The organism is Pseudomonas sp. ACM7 (genome assembly GCF_004136015.1).
Classification (GTDB): Bacteria; Pseudomonadota; Gammaproteobacteria; order Pseudomonadales; family Pseudomonadaceae; genus Aquipseudomonas; species Aquipseudomonas frigoris.
Genome location: NZ_CP024866.1, coordinates 5,444,415 through 5,461,285, shown reverse-complemented (window position 1 = coordinate 5,461,285; position 16,871 = coordinate 5,444,415). Strand labels below are relative to the sequence as shown.

Here is a 16,871-nt window from a genome sequence, read left to right as displayed (position 1 = left end):
CTATGCATTTGGACCGCGTAACGGCCATCGTCGGAACGCCGCCCGGAGCAAGCTCGCTCCCACAGGAGATTTGTGAACGACATAGATCAAATGTGTGCGAGCTTGCTCGCGATGAGGCCCCCACAGACACTACACATTTTGGACATGACGCCCATGAACACCACCGAAAGCCTCAAGGACTATCAGCGCGTTCGCCTGCTGGCGATCCGTTCGTTGTTCGAGATCATCGAGCAGTCCAGCGAAGGTACGGTGATTGTCGACCGCGATGCGAACATCGTCTGGATGAACGAGCGCTATGCCCGACGCTTCGGCCTGGAATCGGCGGAAGTAGCGATCGGCAAGGCCTGCGAAAGTGTGATCCCCGGCAGTCTGTTGCGCGAGGTGGTACGCACGGGGCGGCCGATATTGCTCGACATGCAGGACACCCCCAAAGAACCACTGGTGGTGATGCGCCTGCCGATTCATGACGACGCCGGCGTGGTGATCGGCGCCATCGGGTTTGCGCTGTTCGACGAATTGCGCAGCCTCTCGCCGATGCTCAAGCGCTACATGAGCATGCAGGAAGAATTGGCCTCCACCCGCTCGCTGCTGCGAGCGCGGCAAACCAAGTACAACTTTGCGCACTTCATCGGCACCAGCGCCGCCAGCCTCGAAGTCAAACGCCGCGCCCGGCGCAGCGCGAGCGCCGAGTCTCCGGTGTTGCTGCTCGGTGAAACCGGCACCGGCAAAGAGCTGCTGGCCCAGGCGATCCACGGCGCTTCGCCGCGCGCGCACAAAGCCTTTGTCAGTATCAACAGCGCGGCGATTCCCGAATCGTTGCTGGAAGCGGAATTCTTCGGCACCGCGCCCGGCGCGTTTACCGGTGCAGATCGCAAGGGCCGCGCTGGCAAGTTGCAAATTGCTCAGGGCGGCACCCTGTTTCTCGATGAAATCGGCGACATGCCGCTGCCACTGCAAAGCAAATTGCTGAGGGTACTGCAGGAAAAAGAATTTGAGCCGGTGGGCTCCAACGAAGTGATCCAGAGCGATGTGCGGGTGATTGCCGCAACCTCCACGGATCTGGAAGCCGCGATAAAACGCGGCGAATTTCGCGCCGATCTTTATTACCGCCTTAACGTGCTGCCGATCCAGGTCCCGCCGCTGCGTGATCGACTTGATGACCTGCCAGCCCTCAGTGAAGCGATTCTGGAGGAGCTGCGCAGTCAGCACGAATTGAACCGCGAAGCCTTGGACCTGCTGGGTCAACATGCCTGGCCAGGGAATATTCGTGAACTGCGCAACGTACTCGAACGCGCCGCACTGCTCAGTGATGACTTGATGCTGAATGCCGCGGATATCCGCGCGGCGATTGGGACGTTCACTCCGGTAGAGCGCGTGGCGCCTGTAACGATTGAGCCGGTTGCGCATGAGAATTTCAGTGAGGCTCGGGAGCGGTTTGATCGGCAGTTGATTGAAAGCACCCTCGCGCAATGCGGCGGGAAGGTTGTTGAAGCGGCGGCGCGGTTGGGGCTTGGGCGGTCGACGCTGTACAAGAAAATGGTGGCGTTGGGGATTGCGGAGTCTCCATAAAGAGACATACATCTCCACTTGTAGACAGAGCATCGTCGGAACGCCGCCCGGAGCAAGCTCGCTGCCACATTTGACCGCATTCTTGCGCGCAACTCGGTCAACCTGTGGGAGCGAGCTTGCTCGCGATGAGGCCGGCAATACCGATAAAAGTCTCAAACTAGAGACACCCAACTAAAACCCAACTCAAACAATCTACATATATTCTTATGTTTCAATAGCTTGCGTGTATGGCACGAAACTCGCTATAGCCCTCTCCCACAACAGTTCCACCCTACAAAAATAACAATCCAGGAGACACACCATGAGTGTGATCATTGCCTTGGCAGCCCTCACGCTGCTAATGCTCGCGGCTTACCGTGGCTACAGCGTTATCCTCTTTGCCCCGATTGCCGCCCTCGGCGCCGTGCTGCTCACCGACCCTTCCGCCGTCGCCCCCGCCTTCACCGGGGTGTTCATGGAGAAAATGGTCGGCTTCATCAAACTGTATTTCCCGGTATTCCTGCTCGGTGCAGTGTTCGGCAAGCTGATCGAGCTGTCGGGCTTTTCGCGCTCCATCGTCGCAGCGGCGATTCGCCTGCTCGGCACGAGTCAGGCGATGCTAGTGATCGTACTGGTCTGCGCCCTGCTGACTTATGGCGGCGTGTCGCTGTTCGTGGTGGTGTTCGCGGTCTACCCGTTTGCCGCTGAAATGTTCCGCCAGAGCAATATTCCCAAGCGACTCATCCCGGCGACCATCGCCCTCGGTGCCTTCTCGTTCACCATGGACGCCCTGCCCGGCACCCCGCAAATCCAGAACATCATCCCCAGCACCTTCTTCAACACCACCGCCTGGGCCGCGCCCTGGTTGGGCCTGATCGGCGCGATCTTCGTGGTCTGCGCCGGCATGCTGTTTCTCCAGCGTCAGCGCAATAAGGCTCAGCGCGCCGGTGAGGGTTATGGCACCGAACTGCGCAACGAGCCGGAAACCGCTGCCGACATCAAACTGCCCAACCCGTGGATCGCCGTGTCACCGCTGCTGGCCGTCGGCATCATGAACCTGCTGTTCACCCAGTGGATTCCGCAGTGGTATGGCAAGACCCACAGCCTCGCGCTGCCGGGCATGGCCGCGCCGGTGACCACCGACATCGCCAAGCTCACCGCGATCTGGGCGGTGCAGGCCGCCCTGCTGGTCGGCATCATCATGGTGTTGGTGTTCGGCTTCCAGGCGATTCGCGGCAAGTTGGCTGAAGGCAGTCGAAGCGCGGTCAGCGGTTCGTTGCTGGCGGCGATGAACACCGCATCGGAGTACGGCTTTGGTGCGGTGATCGCCTCCTTGCCGGGCTTCCTGGTATTGGCCGACTGGCTCAAGAGCATTCCCAATCCGCTGGTCAACGAAGCGATCACAGTGACCCTGCTGGCCGGCATTACCGGTTCGGCGTCGGGCGGTATGAGCATTGCGCTGGCGGCCATGGCCAATGACTTCATCGCAGCGGCCCACGCCGCCAACATCCCGCTGGAAGTGCTGCACCGGGTGGCCGCGATGGCCAGTGGCGGCATGGACACCCTGCCGCACAACGGCGCGGTGATTACCTTGCTGGCGGTCACCGGCCTGACCCACCGCGAAGCCTACAAAGACATTTTCTGTATTACGCTGATCAAGACCCTGGCGGTTTTTGTGGTGATCGGTACTTTCTACGCCACTGGCATTGTGTGAGGTATTCATGACGACTCTTTCGGGCAAGACTGCACTGGTCACCGGTTCCACCAGCGGTATCGGCCTGGGCATCGCCCTCAGCCTGGCCAAGGCTGGCGCCAACCTGATCCTCAACGGTTTCGGTGATGCGTCCAAAGTGATTGCCGAGGTCGAGCAATTCGGCGGCAAGGTCGGCCATCACCCGGCTGACGTGAGCAACCCTGAGCAGATCGCCGACATGATCGCCTACGCCGAGCGTGAGTTCGGCGGCGTGGACATCCTGGTCAACAACGCCGGTATTCAGCATGTGGCGCCGGTGGAAGAGTTCCCGGTGGAACGTTGGGATTCGATCATTGCGATCAACCTGTCGTCGGTGTTTCACAGCACTCGCCTAAGCCTGCCCGGTATGCGCGACAAGGGCTGGGGCCGGATCATCAACATCGCCTCGGTGCACGGTCAGGTCGGCTCGGTGGGCAAGGCGGCTTACGTGGCGGCCAAGCATGGCGTCATCGGTTTGACCAAGGTGGTCGGGCTGGAAACCGCCACCACCAACGTCACCTGCAACGCCATCTGCCCGGGTTGGGTGCTGACGCCACTGGTGCAGAAGCAGATTGATGACCGCATCGCCAAAGGGATCGACCCGCAACAGGCGCAACATGACTTGCTGGCCGAGAAACAGCCTTCTCTGGAGTTTGTGACGCCGCCACAATTGGGCGAACTGGTGCTGTTTTTGTGCAGTGAGGCCGGTAGCCAGGTGCGTGGCGCGGCGTGGAATATTGATGGTGGGTGGTTGGCGCAGTGATCTGACGTTAGACCGCGTTATCGTTCATCGCGGGCAAGCCACGCTCCCACAGGTTTTTGTGGTTGGCGCAGGATTAGGGTTCGACACAAACCCTGTGGGAGCGTGGCTTGCCCGCGAATGGATCTGAAGATAGAAGAAGAGGCAAGCCATGTCCGACATCCTCTGGCAACCCAGCGCCAAGCGCATCGGCAAGACCCGCATGGAGGCCTTTCGGCGCTTCATCAATCAGCGACACAACCTCCACGTCGACGACTACCCTGCCCTGCATCAATGGTCCATCGATCAGCGTGAAGCGTTCTGGCAGGCCATCGTCGATTTCTTCGACATCCGTTTCCATGATCAACCGGACGCTGTACTGGTTGAGGGCGAGCAAATGCCCAGCGCCCAATGGTTTCCCGGCGCCACCCTGAACTTTGCCGAGCACCTGCTGCGCCGTCGCGACGATGCCGTGGCGGTCATTGCCATCGGCGAAAACGGCCAGCGTGAACACCTGACCTGGGCAGAACTGGCCGAGCATGTCGCCGGGTTTCAGAACAGCTTGAAAGCCGCCGGTGTCGGCCTCGGTGACCGCGTCGCAGCGTGCATGCCCAATACCTGGCAAACCCTCGTGGCGATGCTCGGCACCACCAGTTTGGGAGCGATCTGGTCCTGCTCCTCACCGGACTTCGGCACCCAGGGCGTAATCGATCGCTTCGGCCAGATCGAACCGAAAGTGCTGATCACCTGCGCCGGTTACCGCTATGCCGGCAAAGAGATCGACCAGACCACCAAGGTCAATGAAATCCTCGAACGCTTGCCGTCCTTGCAGCAGTTGATTGTTGTGCCTTACGCCCGACCGCAAGCGCACATCGAACACTTCCACACCCAGGCCAACGTGACGCTCTGGGATGATTTCTACGACGCTGGCGGCGAGCCGGATTTCGTTGCCGTGCCCTTCGCTCATCCGCTGTACATCCTCTATTCCAGCGGCACCACGGGCGTGCCGAAATGCATCATTCACAGCACTGGCGGCGTGTTGTTGCAACACGTCAAGGAACATGGCCTGCATTGCGATCTCGGCCCCGGCGACCGGTTGTTCTACTACACCACCTGCGGCTGGATGATGTGGAACTGGCTGGTTTCGGCGCTGGCCGTGGACAGCGCGGTGGTGCTGTACGACGGCTCGCCGTTTCATCCCGCCCCCGAGCGTCTGATCGACCTGATCGACGACGAACGCATCAGTGTCTTCGGCACCAGCCCCAAGTACCTCGCAACCCTGGAAAGCAGCGGCATCAAACCTCGCGAAAGCCATGACCTGAGCACCCTCAAAACCCTGCTTTGCACCGGTTCCGCGTTGTCGCCGCAGAGTTACGACTACGTCTACCGCGATCTCAAGCCTGACCTGTGCCTGGCCTCGATGTCCGGCGGCACCGACATCGTTTCGTGCTTTGTGAACAGCAATCCGCTGCAACCGGTACGCCGTGGCGAGATACAAGGCAAAAGCCTGGGCATGGCAGTGGAAGTCTGGAACGACGACGGCCAGCCGGTGATCGGCGAAAAAGGTGAGCTGGTGTGCACACGTCACTTTCCGGCAATCCCCATCGGGTTCTGGAATGACCCTCAACAGGAAAAGCTTCGCACCTCGTATTTCAGTCAGTTCCCCGGCGTCTGGGCCCAAGGCGATTACGCGGAACAATTGCGCGACGGCGGGATGATGATCCACGGACGCTCCGACGCCGTGCTCAACCCCGGCGGCGTGCGCATCGGTACCGCGGAAATCTACCGTCAGGTGGAGAAAGTCCCACAGGTTCTCGACAGCGTGGCCATCGGTCAGCAGTGGCAGGAGGACGTGCGGGTGGTGCTGTTCGTGCGATTGCGCGAGGACGTCGATCTGGACGAAGCACTGCAGCAGCAGATCCGCCAGGTCATCCGCGCCAACACCACACCGCGGCATGTGCCGGCGAAGATTGTCACGGTGACCGATATACCGCGGACCATCAGCGGCAAAATCGTGGAACTGGCGGTGCGCAACGTGGTGCATGGTGAGAAGGTAAAAAACACCGATGCCTTGGCCAATCCCGAAGCGCTTGAGCAGTTTCGGGATCGGCCGGAACTCGGAACTTAAACGATCATGCGGGTGTGCGTTAATCCATATGCGAACCAGGTGGGCGCCTTCCACTGGCAGGATTCGGCGCAATAGAGTTGTTCAGAGTGATCAGAACCGGCTCGTCAATTGCGCTACCGGTGTTTGCTTCAAGCGCGCCGCGCAGGGTGGACATATTGAGTTCGTAACTACCCTTGTCCGTATACAGCTGGCTCAGCAGCGAGGTGGTCACAGCCAGTGAGTCAGCATTTTCAAAGGCTTTGGAACTGGCGTGACAGGCACGGCCCTCATCCGTAACCGGCAAACGTCCCGACGCCAAGTTCAGCAGTGGAGCCACATCCAGCAATTGCCCTCTTTCGCCGTTGCGTCCCGCATCGCGGGCATAGCTGACATCATCAGTCTGTGCAGCACCGTGGAACACCTCATGAATCAAGTCGTCTGCCACGACGTCATGGTTGAAGCCCAGACCGATGAAGTGCTTGTTGATATTGGGCGTATAGATTTCGATGAATTTCGTGTCGGATTGGTCTTTTGCATCTTTCCATTGCTTGTAAGCGTCCATGTTGAAAGCAGCAATATTGTTAGTGTTCTTGAGCGGATCGAGAAAAATATTACTGAGGGAAAGACCTGCAAAGTCTGCCCTGACCAATCTCAGATAGTTCACCAACCGTTCGAATGCATCGCTCGAGTTGCTTCCCAGCAATACCTTGATGATTGCGTTACGTTCCTTCGTTAAGTCAAGACTGGTCAAGACGTTGATCGCGTTTTCGATTTTTGTACGCGCCAGCGGCAAGCTTTGCTCAATGAACCGTCGGGTATAGCTGACGGGCAATGTCTTACTGAATCGCGGCAACTGGATAGGTGCCTGAAAGGTGAAGTTGTTCAGTTTTGGTCCCCAGGGTTTGCCCAGTCGATCAAGGGCATACCATTGGTGGCCGTTACGCCGGGCCACCACCGTTAGCGCGTCACCGGTTGCACCACGGGGTCGCCAGGTACCCTGTCCGGTGGTATCGGCGCTATTGGCTGCGCGAGCCAGGTCGTAGGTTTTATGACGGCCATTGAGTTTGCGCAACTGGGATTGCGCCAGTCCGAGCATCTCTTGAGCCTGCCTGTTAAAGCGTAGCGCCCCCTTATGGACGAGTTTCCCGGCTCCGAAAAATGCCGTAGGCACGCCATCCACGGGGTTGAAGAGGGAAACAGATGTGACGAAAGCGAGCTTGGTCAGGCGGACGGCTTTGGAAGCCGTGGAGATAGCCTTCGCCGAGATGCTCAGTGCTTTGGCGCCAGCCCCCACAAACGCCCCACCCACTGCGATGACATCCATAACGCAGCCATACATCCCATCGACCATCTTATTGTGCTCCCCGGAAGATAGATCCTCGATGCACTTTTTAAAGGGAACTACCAGATCGACAATATACGCCGCAGTTTCTTCGCCTTTTTTGCGCTGGCTTTCAAGCACTGTTGGCACAGTGGCGGCTGCTTCAAGCTCGTCAAACGTCATCATCGGACGATTGTTGACGATGAACCTGGCAATTCGAACAAGCTGCGAATTATCAAAATTTTGATAAACACTCTGCTTCCGCTCCGACGGCGTAGTAGGCGCGGCAAGTTCACCCAACTTGTCAATTATCGCCACGCTACTGCTGGCCGAACTGGACTCTAGAAGACCATGAGTGTATTCACTAAGGATAATCGGTAATCGTTCTGGATCCGTCGGTACCTGTTGCGCTTTCAGACCACCCTTAAAATCCACTCTGGCGGCGCCCTGCAATTTTCCCGTGTTGGCGATCAGCGCACCAAGCGTGTTGTTTCTACGTAGTTCACCACGCAAGGTAAACAGTTCATAGCACGTAACAGTGTTTCCATGAGAAGCGCACATGACAATACCAAAACGCCCCGTGACAGCATCTTTTCCTTGTTGGGTTTCATAGTCTGTTTCAAGTATCAACGGGCCCCCAAAACGGTTGGAGGATGTCTCTATCGCCGGGCTGCGAAGGGTAAAGAAGGTGATCTTGCCTTTCAGAAAGGTTTCCAGATCGAAGGGAGGCATGTGTGAAAGGGCCATCTTCACATTTCTGATCACAGCATTATTCAAATTGCCGAGGTAACCCCGCAGTTGGCGGTGATACTCATCATTATTGGGCGCCAGCCGCCGCAGCCTCGGATAACGATCGTGAATGCTGAGTACGGATGGATCATAGAAACTTTTATTTTTATGATTGGTAATATTTCCATGCAAATTGGGTGCGTTAGAGTAGGGGTTGGGGAAAACCGCACGCAGATCCCAGAGGCCACCCACCAGGTCACCGGACATATGCAGGTCGACCATGGACATAGCGGTAGGTGAGGCATATAGGCCGGGTTGCTGATAGATAATTTTATCTTCCAGGAAATCACAAGTTGGCGCGGCTTTCGTCACAGCTGCCCGTGCGATGTCTTTTCTGCTTGGAATGGAGCTGGTATAGGCGCGGGCAAGGTGCGTGCCGTCCACGTACTCCTCGAACACTGTCATTGCCCGCTCAGTCGTTTCCTTTTCCGCTTGCTTAAGTTCCGTTGTCGTCACCACGTCATTAATCAGGGCCCAGTCAACGATTGGATCGAGCATTGCCAAATCCCGCAGACGTGCCAGCGGATCACTGACTGGCTCCAGTTCGGCATACGCCATAATCTGCGTATACGTCAAAACCCGCGAAGCTCCCTTGGTGACCGCTTCCACCAGGGCAACTCCAACGCAGAAGGACACCCAGCCAACCGAACCCATCATCAGCGACGACGGGACACCCTTGACCAGAAATTCTGGCGCGATTTCCGCCAGCAGCAGGTGCGATGCCAATGGCGCCACGACAGGATTCACCCAGCCTTTGGTGTGTAGAAAGGTTTCCAGCTCCTTGCGCACGACCGACGAAGATCGTTCGACATTGGTCGGTGCATACAAATCGAACGCGCCGATACTCTTTCTGGCTTGAGCGTTACCAATGTGCGGATCCAGTTCCAGCAAAATAACCGTTATCAATAGTTGCCCAAGATCCTGTGCAGAGACGTCTTGCCCGGATGTTCCACCGAACCAGTTCAGTTCCTTCAGGAGTTTCGTGGCGCAGGCTTGGGCCGCCGGATGCGTGACCAACTGAACGATACGTTCGGCGGCGTTATCGTGCGTTGCAATAGTGCCACCCGTTTCGCGGTACAGTTTGTCCAGCAGCTTTTTGTCCGGAGCTATAAGTTTTTCAGTGGTCTGACGAATATCCCTAAGTTGCTCGGCGGACAATACGATCAACGATTGATCATCGGTGATGATCTGCCCCCAATAATTGCCAAAATGATCGATTTCAGGACAGTCAAACTCGAAGTAGCCGATCAGGTTTCTGACCTGCGCAACGGTCTTTGGCACATCGAAGCCATAGAATTCAAGCCACTGATCGATATTCACAATGTTGTCCGCCCACAGGCAACCTCCGGCCTCTTTGGCAATGTCCGCCAAGATCCCCATTGAATCTCGGGTAGCCTTAGAGTGGGCAACATATCCCAGCGCGACGAAATCTCTCCAATCATGACCATCAAACACTTCCAGCTTGCCAGAATGGGTAACACGAATAAGTTCGGCGTCACTCATATTTTCCTGGGTTAGTGCGCTTCTTATTGCAACCGTACTGAGCAATTCGTTCATCAGAACGCTTCCCGGCACATAGACCTCATACAAAGAGGAGCCCTTCTGCAACTCCATCTCGTAGTTAAACCAGTCTATTGTTTCGTCGTCACTGTAATCTGCCAGACAAGCTTTCAGATTGACCAAAATCAATTTCCGCTCAGCTGCATCCGCGTCTTGACGCAACTGCTCCTCTCTGCCGAAATCACCCAGAGGCTTATAGAACTTATCCTTTAATTCAAAATGCATAGCCCAACCCTTAATAAATTAACTGAATGACTTATTCAGTCCAGGCAGATCTTACTTGCTCAGGCCGAGCAATCCACCGCCAATCTATTAAGTAACATTTCCGACAGACCAACCATAGTACAACTAGCCAGCCAATAATCAGTCCATCAAGTCCCGCGCTCCGAAAATCAAGTAACTTACAGAAGTGGCACCTCCCTGAAGTTTCAGATACAACTTCAGGCTATTAGTCAACAATCAGCATGCTTTAATTCTTCTCACCGACAACACCTGCGACAACCAACTCCTGTGGGGTCAGTCCATCAGCCCCCATTCACCCGGTGGTGTATGGGGGCCGGGCGTGGCCTCGGCGTGCATTTTCAGCCGCAGGCGCAGGTTGTTCAATGAATCCGCATGTTTCAACGCTTCTGCCTCATCGATCGCACCCTCGAAAAACAGCTCGAACAGCGCCCCATCGAAGGTCTGCATCCCCGCCTCTGAAGACTTCTCCATGATCCCCTTCAGTTCTGAAAACTCATTGCGCCGAATCAGGTCGCCGACGGTTGGCGTGCCAATCATCACTTCCACCGCCGCCCGTCGTTGACCGTCACGGGTACGCACCAGGCGCTGGGACACGAACGCTTTCAGGTTATTGCCCAGGTCATGCAGGAGTTGCGGCCGGCGTTCTTCGGGAAAGAAATTGATGATGCGGTCCAGCGCCTGATGGGCGTTGTGGGCATGCAGGGTGGAAATGACCAGATGACCGGTATCGGCAAATGCCAGCGCATGCTCCATCGTCTCGCGGTCACGAATTTCGCCGATCAGCACGACGTCCGGTGCCTGGCGTAGGGTATTTTTCAATGCGGCGTGAAAACTGCGGGTATCGACGCCGACCTCACGCTGGTTGATGATCGACTTCTTGTGCCGATGGATGTACTCGACCGGGTCTTCGATCGTGATGATATGGCCGCTGCTGTGGCGATTGCGGTAGTCGATCAATGCCGCCAGCGAGGTTGACTTGCCCGAGTCGGTGGCGCCGACGAACAGCATCAGTCCTTGTTTGAGCATCACCGTTTCGAGCAGCACCGGCGGCAGTTTGAGGTCTTCGAAACGCGGAATGTCGAGTTTGATATTGCGCGCCACGATCGACACATCGTTGCGTTGTTTGAAGATATTCACTCGAAAGCGCCCGACACCGGTCAAAGAGATCGCCAGGTTCATCTCCAGGTCCCGATCGAACTCCAGACGCTGTTCGGCGTCCATGATGGACGCGGCAATGGCCCCGACTTCTCCCGGCTTGAACGGCTGATCGGCCAAGGGCTTGAGCACACCCTCGAACCGTGCGCTAGGTGGCGCCCCGGTAGACAGATAAAGATCGGAGCCATTCTGGCTGGCCAGGAGCCTTAACAGTGCATCGATTTCCATGGCAAAAAGCACCCGCGAAGCATTCAGTGAATAAAAATGACCCAAATTGGATCATCCAGCGTCTACTGCGGTACAAGGATAGTTGACACCGCTACACCGACTTAAGTGCAGGACATCTTGATGAACGCATCACCGACCGGCAGCGATGCCCAGGCCTTGATTGCCCGACTGGACTGGAGACGCAGCCCGCTGGGCGCTGCCAGTACCTGGCCGCAAAGCCTGCGAACCGCCGTGGATATCGTGATTCATTCGCCGATGCCCATGCTGTTGCTGTGGGGCCCCCAGCTCACGCAGATCTACAACGACGGCTTCGCCCTGCTGGCCGGCAGCAAGCATCCACACGCATTCGGACAGCCGACACACCTGATCTGGCCTGAGTTAAAAGACTTTACCGACCCCATTTACAGCGCCGTCCTACAAGGGCAGGTGCGGACCTACAGCGAACAGCGCTTCACCTTGCAGCGTAATGGCCATGATTCCGACTTCTGGCTGGACCTGACCTACAGCCCCATCCGCGATGAAAGCGCCCAGGTCGCCGGGATTCTGGTCACGGCCATCGAAACCAACGAACGCCGACGCATCGCCCTCGAACTCGAGCAGCGTTCGGCCGCCAGCCTCAAGGCCCAGCACGAAACCGAGGAGCGTCTGCAACTGGCCCTCGCGGCCACCGACGCCGTCGGCACCTGGGACTGGGACATAAACGAAGACCGCTTCATTGCCGACACCCACTTCGCCCAGTTACACGGTATCGACCCGCTGCTCGCCAGCCAGTTGCCTATCAGCGCCTACCTCCAGGGTGTGCATCCGGAAGACCGCGCCATGGTCGCCCGCAGCATCAAGCACTCCATCACCCACAGCACCGAGTACGCCGAGGAATATCGCCTGCTGCAGGCCGACGGTCAGTTGCGCTGGGTGTTTGCCCGGGGTCGTTGCTACAAGGACCACCATGGCCGGCCGATCCGCTTCCTAGGCGCAGCCCTGGACCTGACCGAACGTAAACACACAGAACAAGCCTTGCGGCAAAGTCAGACCGAGCTGCAACTGATCATCAACGCCATGCCGATCCTGATCAGCTACGTGGACCGCGAGGAACGCTTTCGCCTGAACAATGCGGCTTACCTCGACTGGTACGGGCTGACGCCTCAGGAGCTCTTTGGCAAAACCATCCGTGAAGTACTGGGTGAAGAAGCCTATGCCTTGCGCGCCGAATACATCGCCCAGGCGCTGTCCGGCAAGCCTTGTTGTTTCAGCATCAGCACCCCGCACCGTGACGGCAGCATCCGCCATGCCCTGATGAACTACTTGCCGCGCCACGGTGCGGATGGCGCGGTCAATGGTTTCTACATCTTTGTGATTGACGAAACCGAGCGCAAAAAGACTGAAGAAGCCCTGCGCAATCTCAACGAAACCCTTGAGGAACGAGTCGCCGCCCGCACCCAACAACTGGCTGAAGCCAACCAGCGACTTCAGAACGAAATGTTCGAACGCGAGCGCGCCGAAGAGGCGTTGCGGCATGCGCAGAAAATGGAAGCGCTCGGCCAGCTCACCGGCGGCATCGCCCATGACTTCAACAATATGCTCACCGGGATCATCGGCGGCCTCGACTTGATGCAGCGCTACATCGCCGACGGGCGTGCCGCCGAGGTGGGCCGTTTCACCGAGGCGGCAGTGTCCTCGGCCAACCGCGCCGCCGCCCTGACCCATCGCCTGCTGGCGTTTTCCCGGCGTCAGTCACTGGATCGCAAGCCGCTGAACGCCAATGATCTGATCCATTCTCTGGAAGACCTGCTCAGTCGGACCAAGGGTGACCACATCGAGCTCAAACTGCAACTGGCCGATGACGTCTGGCCGGTCAGCACCGACGTCAGCCAGCTGGAAAACGCCCTGCTCAATCTGGTGATCAACGCCCGGGACGCCATGCCCGATGGCGGCGAGTTGCGCATTGAAACCGCCAACGTTTATCTCGACAGCAGTGACATCAACACCCTGGAACCGGTCAAGGCCGGGGATTATCTGATGATTGCCGTCAGCGACAACGGTACCGGCATGACACCGTCGGTGCTGGCCAAGGCTTTCGAGCCGTTCTTCACCACCAAACCCATCGGCCAGGGCACCGGTCTTGGGCTGTCGATGATTTATGGTTTTGCCCAGCAGTCGGGCGGTCATGTCAGCCTGTTCAGCTTGCCGGACCAGGGCACCAGCGTTCGCCTGTACCTGCCGCGGCTGCACGCCGCAGAGCCCGAAAACGTCCTGATGCCGGTCACCAGCGAGGCGCCGGCCGCAATTGCCGGTGAAACCGTGGTGTTGGTGGAGGACGATCCAGCGGTGCGCATGCTGGTGCTCGACCTGCTCAACGAGCTGGGTTACCACGCCCATGAAGCAGAAGACGCGAAGACCGCCCTGCCCCTGCTGGAATCCGACCTGCGGGTCGATTTGCTGGTCACCGATGTCGGGCTACCAGGAATGAACGGTCGGCAACTGGCGGAGATTGCCCGCCAGCACCGCCCCAAACTCAAAGTGCTGTTCATGACCGGTTACGCGGAAAAAGCCGCCGAGCGCCAGGGCTTCCTGGAGGAAGGCATGGACATGGTGGCCAAGCCCTTTTCCATTGACCTGTTGGCCAACAAGATTCGCGCGATGATCGGTCAACCGGAATGAGTTGAGGCATAATCGCGCCCCCCGCTGGCACCAATATAGCCACCACCGTTGCAAGGTACTGCCCATGAAAGCTCAAGCCCGCCATATTCTGGTGAAAACCTCGGAAGAAGCCGAACAGCTCAAACAACGCATCGCCAAGGGCGAAGCCTTCGATGTGCTGGCCAAGAAGTATTCCACCTGCCCGTCCGGCAAGCGCGGCGGCGATCTGGGTGAAGTACGGCCCGGGCAGATGGTCGGTGTTATCGATGCCGTGATTTTCAAAAAGCCGTTGCGGGTTGTGCACGGGCCGATCAAGAGCAAGTTTGGCTATCACCTGGTGCAGGTGTTTTACCGGGATTGAGGGGCTTTAAAGGCCCTATGTAGGAGCTGCCGAAGGCTGCGATCTTTTGATCTTGATTTTCAGCGGTCCCGAAAGGAGCAAGATCAAAAGATCGCAGCCTTCGGCAGCTCCTACAGGGGATTGCGTTTCAATCTTTGGGGATCAGCGCACCGGGCACCTGAATCACCCGACTCGCCAAGCGATGCCCCGCTTCAGCAGCCTCAATCGGGCTGCCTCCTTTAAGGCGACTGGCCAAATACGCTGCGCTAAATGAATCCCCCGCTGCCGTGGTGTCCACCACTCGCTCGACCACCTGCGCCGGCACTTCAAACGACTCTCCATCACAACGAATCAGACACGCCTCGGCGCCACGCTTGAGTACCACCTCAGGCGTGCCAATCTGCTCGTAAGCGGCAAATACCGCCTCGCAATCGGAAAAATGAAACAGCGCCTGCTCGTCATCGGCAGTCAGCAATGCCAGGTCGACATAGGGCAGAACACTGCGATAGGCCGCCCGTGCGTCCTCGATCGACGCCCACAACCGTGGCCGGTAATTGTTGTCGAACACGATCCGCGCATCCCGCTGCCGGGCTTCGATCAGGGTTTCCAGCAACTTCTCCCGACCTTGCACGCCGAGCACCGCCAGGGTGATGCCGCTGAAATACAGCACATCGTAATCCGGCAGTGCCGCGAGGATCGGCGCGGCGGCCGGGGTGGTGAAACAATCGCGGACTGCCGCTTCATTGCGCCAGTAGAGAAAACGCCGTTCGCCGGCAGCATCAGTCTGGATGCAATACAAGCCAGGCAATCGGCCGGGCAAACGCTGGACCATGCCCAGCCCGATGTTTTCGTCGGCCCAGCTCTGGCACATCGCATCGCTGAAACTGTCGTCGCCCAGGGCGGTGACGTAATCCACCGTGCCGCCCTCGCCCAACTCCCGGGACAGGTAGACCGCCGTGTTCAAGGTATCGCCACCGAAACTCTGTTGCAGGATGCCGTCGGCGCGTTGCTGCAACTCGATCATGCACTCGCCGATCAGGGCGATGCGCGGGGTGTTGGGGCCGAGGGTGCTGATAGTGTTCATTAATTGAATTCTCATGTTGACCCGCTCACGACTGTTGCGCAGCCGGACGTAGCCTGCGGCAACTGCTACAAGTGCGTGGCGAACCCGCTTTATGTAGCAGCTGGCGAAGCCTGCGTTCGAGCGCGAAGCGGTCGCAAAACGGCCGGACGCGAATCAAGCCTTAGAAACAGGTTTCCATGGTTTCGATGACATTCAGCTGCTCATCCACCAGACACCCGATACGCCACTTGTCGAACGTCAGGCACGGGTGCGAAGTACCAAAGGAAATAATGTCCCCCACCCGCAGCTCAACCCCCGGCGCCACGGTCATGAACGCATGCTGGTCCATCACTGCCGTCACCTTGCAGGCGCTGACATCATCGCCCGTCGCCGGTACCACGCCCGCCTTGTAACGCAACAGCGGCACCGGCAACCCGGCGTCGTAGGCCACGTCGCGTTTACCCAGGGCGATCACCGCAAAGCCCGGTTCCGGCAACGATTGCACATGAGCCCAGACTTCAAGCGCCGGTCGCAAGCCTTCGTGCAAATCACTGCGGCGGTCGAGCACGCAGCATTGCGCTTCTTTATAGATGCCATGGTCGTGAGCTACGTAGCTGCCAGGACGCAGCACGCTGAGGAAACGCCCGCCGGCGTTCTGCGCTTCGAAGGATTCAGCGATCAGGTCATACCAGGCCGAACCCGAGGCAGTGATGATCGGCTTGGGAATGGCGAACGCGCCGCTGTCCTGCAACTGCACGGCCAGGCGCACCAAAGAATCAGCGAACGCACGGATGCTGCTCACCGCATGATCGCCGTGAATCACCCCTTCGTAACCTTCGATCCCGGTCAGCGCCAGGGCCGGTTGTGCAGCAATGGCTTTGGCCAGCGCGACCACTTCGTTTTCCGTGCGGCAACCGCAACGACCGCCGACCACGCCGTACTCGATCATCACGTTCAAGCGCACACCGCGGGAGGCGAAATACGCGCCGAGGTCAGCGACGTTGTCCGGGTGATCGACCATGCAATGGAAGTCGAAAGCAGGGTCCGTCAGCAGATCGGCGATCAACGCCATGTTCGGCGTACCGACCAATTGGTTGGCCATCAGCACCCGATGCACGCCATGGGCGTAAGCCGCGCGGGTTTGCGTGGCGCTGGCCAGGGTGATGCCCCAGGCACCGGCGTCCAGTTGGCGGCGAAACAGCGCCGGGGTCATGCTGGTTTTGCCGTGGGGGGCGAGTTCGGCACCGCTGTTGCTGACAAAGGTCTGCATCCAGCGAATGTTGTGTTCCAGCGCTTCGCGGTGCAGCACCAGCGCAGGCAGGCTGACGTCGCGCACAAGATTGGCGCCTGTGTGGGCAAAGCCCTTTTCCACGGTGGCAGTATTTTTGGCAGAAAACATGGTCGAACTC

10 protein-coding genes are annotated in these 16,871 nt (G+C 58.2%); 6 read left to right on the top strand and 4 right to left on the bottom strand.

Annotated elements, in window-relative coordinates; translation table 11 throughout:
- Positions 1–153: 153 nt before the first annotated feature.
- From CUN63_RS26035 to CUN63_RS26020, 4 genes are all read left to right on the top strand, one after another.
- On the top strand, positions 154–1,569 hold the full coding sequence (locus CUN63_RS26035; RefSeq protein ID WP_129443700.1) for a sigma-54-dependent Fis family transcriptional regulator: 1,416 nt from the start codon (positions 154–156) through the stop codon (positions 1,567–1,569).
- A gap of 301 nt (positions 1,570–1,870) precedes the next feature.
- Complete coding sequence (locus CUN63_RS26030) at positions 1,871–3,262, top strand: GntP family permease (protein ID WP_129443698.1); 1,392 nt, start codon at positions 1,871–1,873, stop codon at positions 3,260–3,262.
- A gap of 7 nt (positions 3,263–3,269) precedes the next feature.
- The gene (gene hbdH / locus CUN63_RS26025; protein WP_129443696.1) at positions 3,270–4,043 is read left to right on the top strand and encodes a 3-hydroxybutyrate dehydrogenase; all 774 of its coding nucleotides are present in this window, start codon (positions 3,270–3,272) and stop codon (positions 4,041–4,043) included.
- 148 nt (positions 4,044–4,191) lie between these two features.
- Complete coding sequence (locus tag CUN63_RS26020; protein WP_129443694.1) at positions 4,192–6,147, top strand: acetoacetate--CoA ligase; 1,956 nt, start codon at positions 4,192–4,194, stop codon at positions 6,145–6,147.
- Between the two features lie 19 nt (positions 6,148–6,166).
- On the opposite strand, the gene CUN63_RS26015 is transcribed toward CUN63_RS26020, so the two are convergent.
- Positions 6,167–10,021, bottom strand: a complete 3,855-nt coding sequence (locus CUN63_RS26015; RefSeq protein WP_129443692.1) for a hypothetical protein — start codon at positions 10,019–10,021, stop codon at positions 6,167–6,169.
- A 291-nt stretch (positions 10,022–10,312) separates the two neighbouring features.
- Positions 10,313–11,422 carry a PilT/PilU family type 4a pilus ATPase gene (locus CUN63_RS26010; protein ID WP_129443690.1) on the bottom strand — a complete coding sequence of 370 codons (1,110 nt, stop codon included), beginning with the start codon at positions 11,420–11,422 and terminating at the stop codon, positions 10,313–10,315.
- Positions 11,423–11,542: 120 nt separating this feature from the next.
- On the opposite strand from CUN63_RS26010, the gene CUN63_RS26005 reads away from it, so the two are divergent.
- On the top strand, positions 11,543–14,080 hold the full coding sequence (locus CUN63_RS26005) for a PAS domain S-box protein (RefSeq protein WP_129443686.1): 2,538 nt from the start codon (positions 11,543–11,545) through the stop codon (positions 14,078–14,080).
- A gap of 64 nt (positions 14,081–14,144) precedes the next feature.
- The gene (locus CUN63_RS26000; RefSeq protein ID WP_007898282.1) at positions 14,145–14,420 is read left to right on the top strand and encodes a peptidylprolyl isomerase; all 276 of its coding nucleotides are present in this window, start codon (positions 14,145–14,147) and stop codon (positions 14,418–14,420) included.
- A gap of 127 nt (positions 14,421–14,547) precedes the next feature.
- Here the strand turns inward: CUN63_RS26000 and CUN63_RS25995 are convergent, their stop codons facing one another.
- Together CUN63_RS25995 and CUN63_RS25990 are read right to left on the bottom strand one after the other, a co-directional pair.
- On the bottom strand, positions 14,548–15,483 hold the full coding sequence (locus CUN63_RS25995) for a sugar kinase (protein WP_129443684.1): 936 nt from the start codon (positions 15,481–15,483) through the stop codon (positions 14,548–14,550).
- Positions 15,484–15,643: 160 nt separating this feature from the next.
- A complete protein-coding gene (locus tag CUN63_RS25990) occupies positions 15,644–16,861 on the bottom strand; it encodes an amino acid deaminase (RefSeq protein WP_129443682.1) in 1,218 nt (405 codons plus the stop codon).
- Positions 16,862–16,871 lie beyond the last annotated feature (10 nt).

Coding starts and splice junctions, on each gene's coding strand:
- CUN63_RS26010 (WP_129443690.1), bottom strand. CDS start 11,422: ATGGAAATCGATGCACTGTTAAGGCTCCTGGCCAGCCAGAATGGCTCC.
- CUN63_RS25990 (WP_129443682.1), bottom strand. CDS start 16,861: ATGTTTTCTGCCAAAAATACTGCCACCGTGGAAAAGGGCTTTGCCCAC.
- CUN63_RS25995 (WP_129443684.1), bottom strand. CDS start 15,483: ATGAACACTATCAGCACCCTCGGCCCCAACACCCCGCGCATCGCCCTG.
- CUN63_RS26035 (WP_129443700.1), top strand. CDS start 154: ATGAACACCACCGAAAGCCTCAAGGACTATCAGCGCGTTCGCCTGCTG.
- hbdH (WP_129443696.1), top strand. CDS start 3,270: ATGACGACTCTTTCGGGCAAGACTGCACTGGTCACCGGTTCCACCAGC.
- CUN63_RS26020 (WP_129443694.1), top strand. CDS start 4,192: ATGTCCGACATCCTCTGGCAACCCAGCGCCAAGCGCATCGGCAAGACC.
- CUN63_RS26030 (WP_129443698.1), top strand. CDS start 1,871: ATGAGTGTGATCATTGCCTTGGCAGCCCTCACGCTGCTAATGCTCGCG.
- CUN63_RS26000 (WP_007898282.1), top strand. CDS start 14,145: ATGAAAGCTCAAGCCCGCCATATTCTGGTGAAAACCTCGGAAGAAGCC.
- CUN63_RS26005 (WP_129443686.1), top strand. CDS start 11,543: ATGAACGCATCACCGACCGGCAGCGATGCCCAGGCCTTGATTGCCCGA.
- CUN63_RS26015 (WP_129443692.1), bottom strand. CDS start 10,021: ATGCATTTTGAATTAAAGGATAAGTTCTATAAGCCTCTGGGTGATTTC.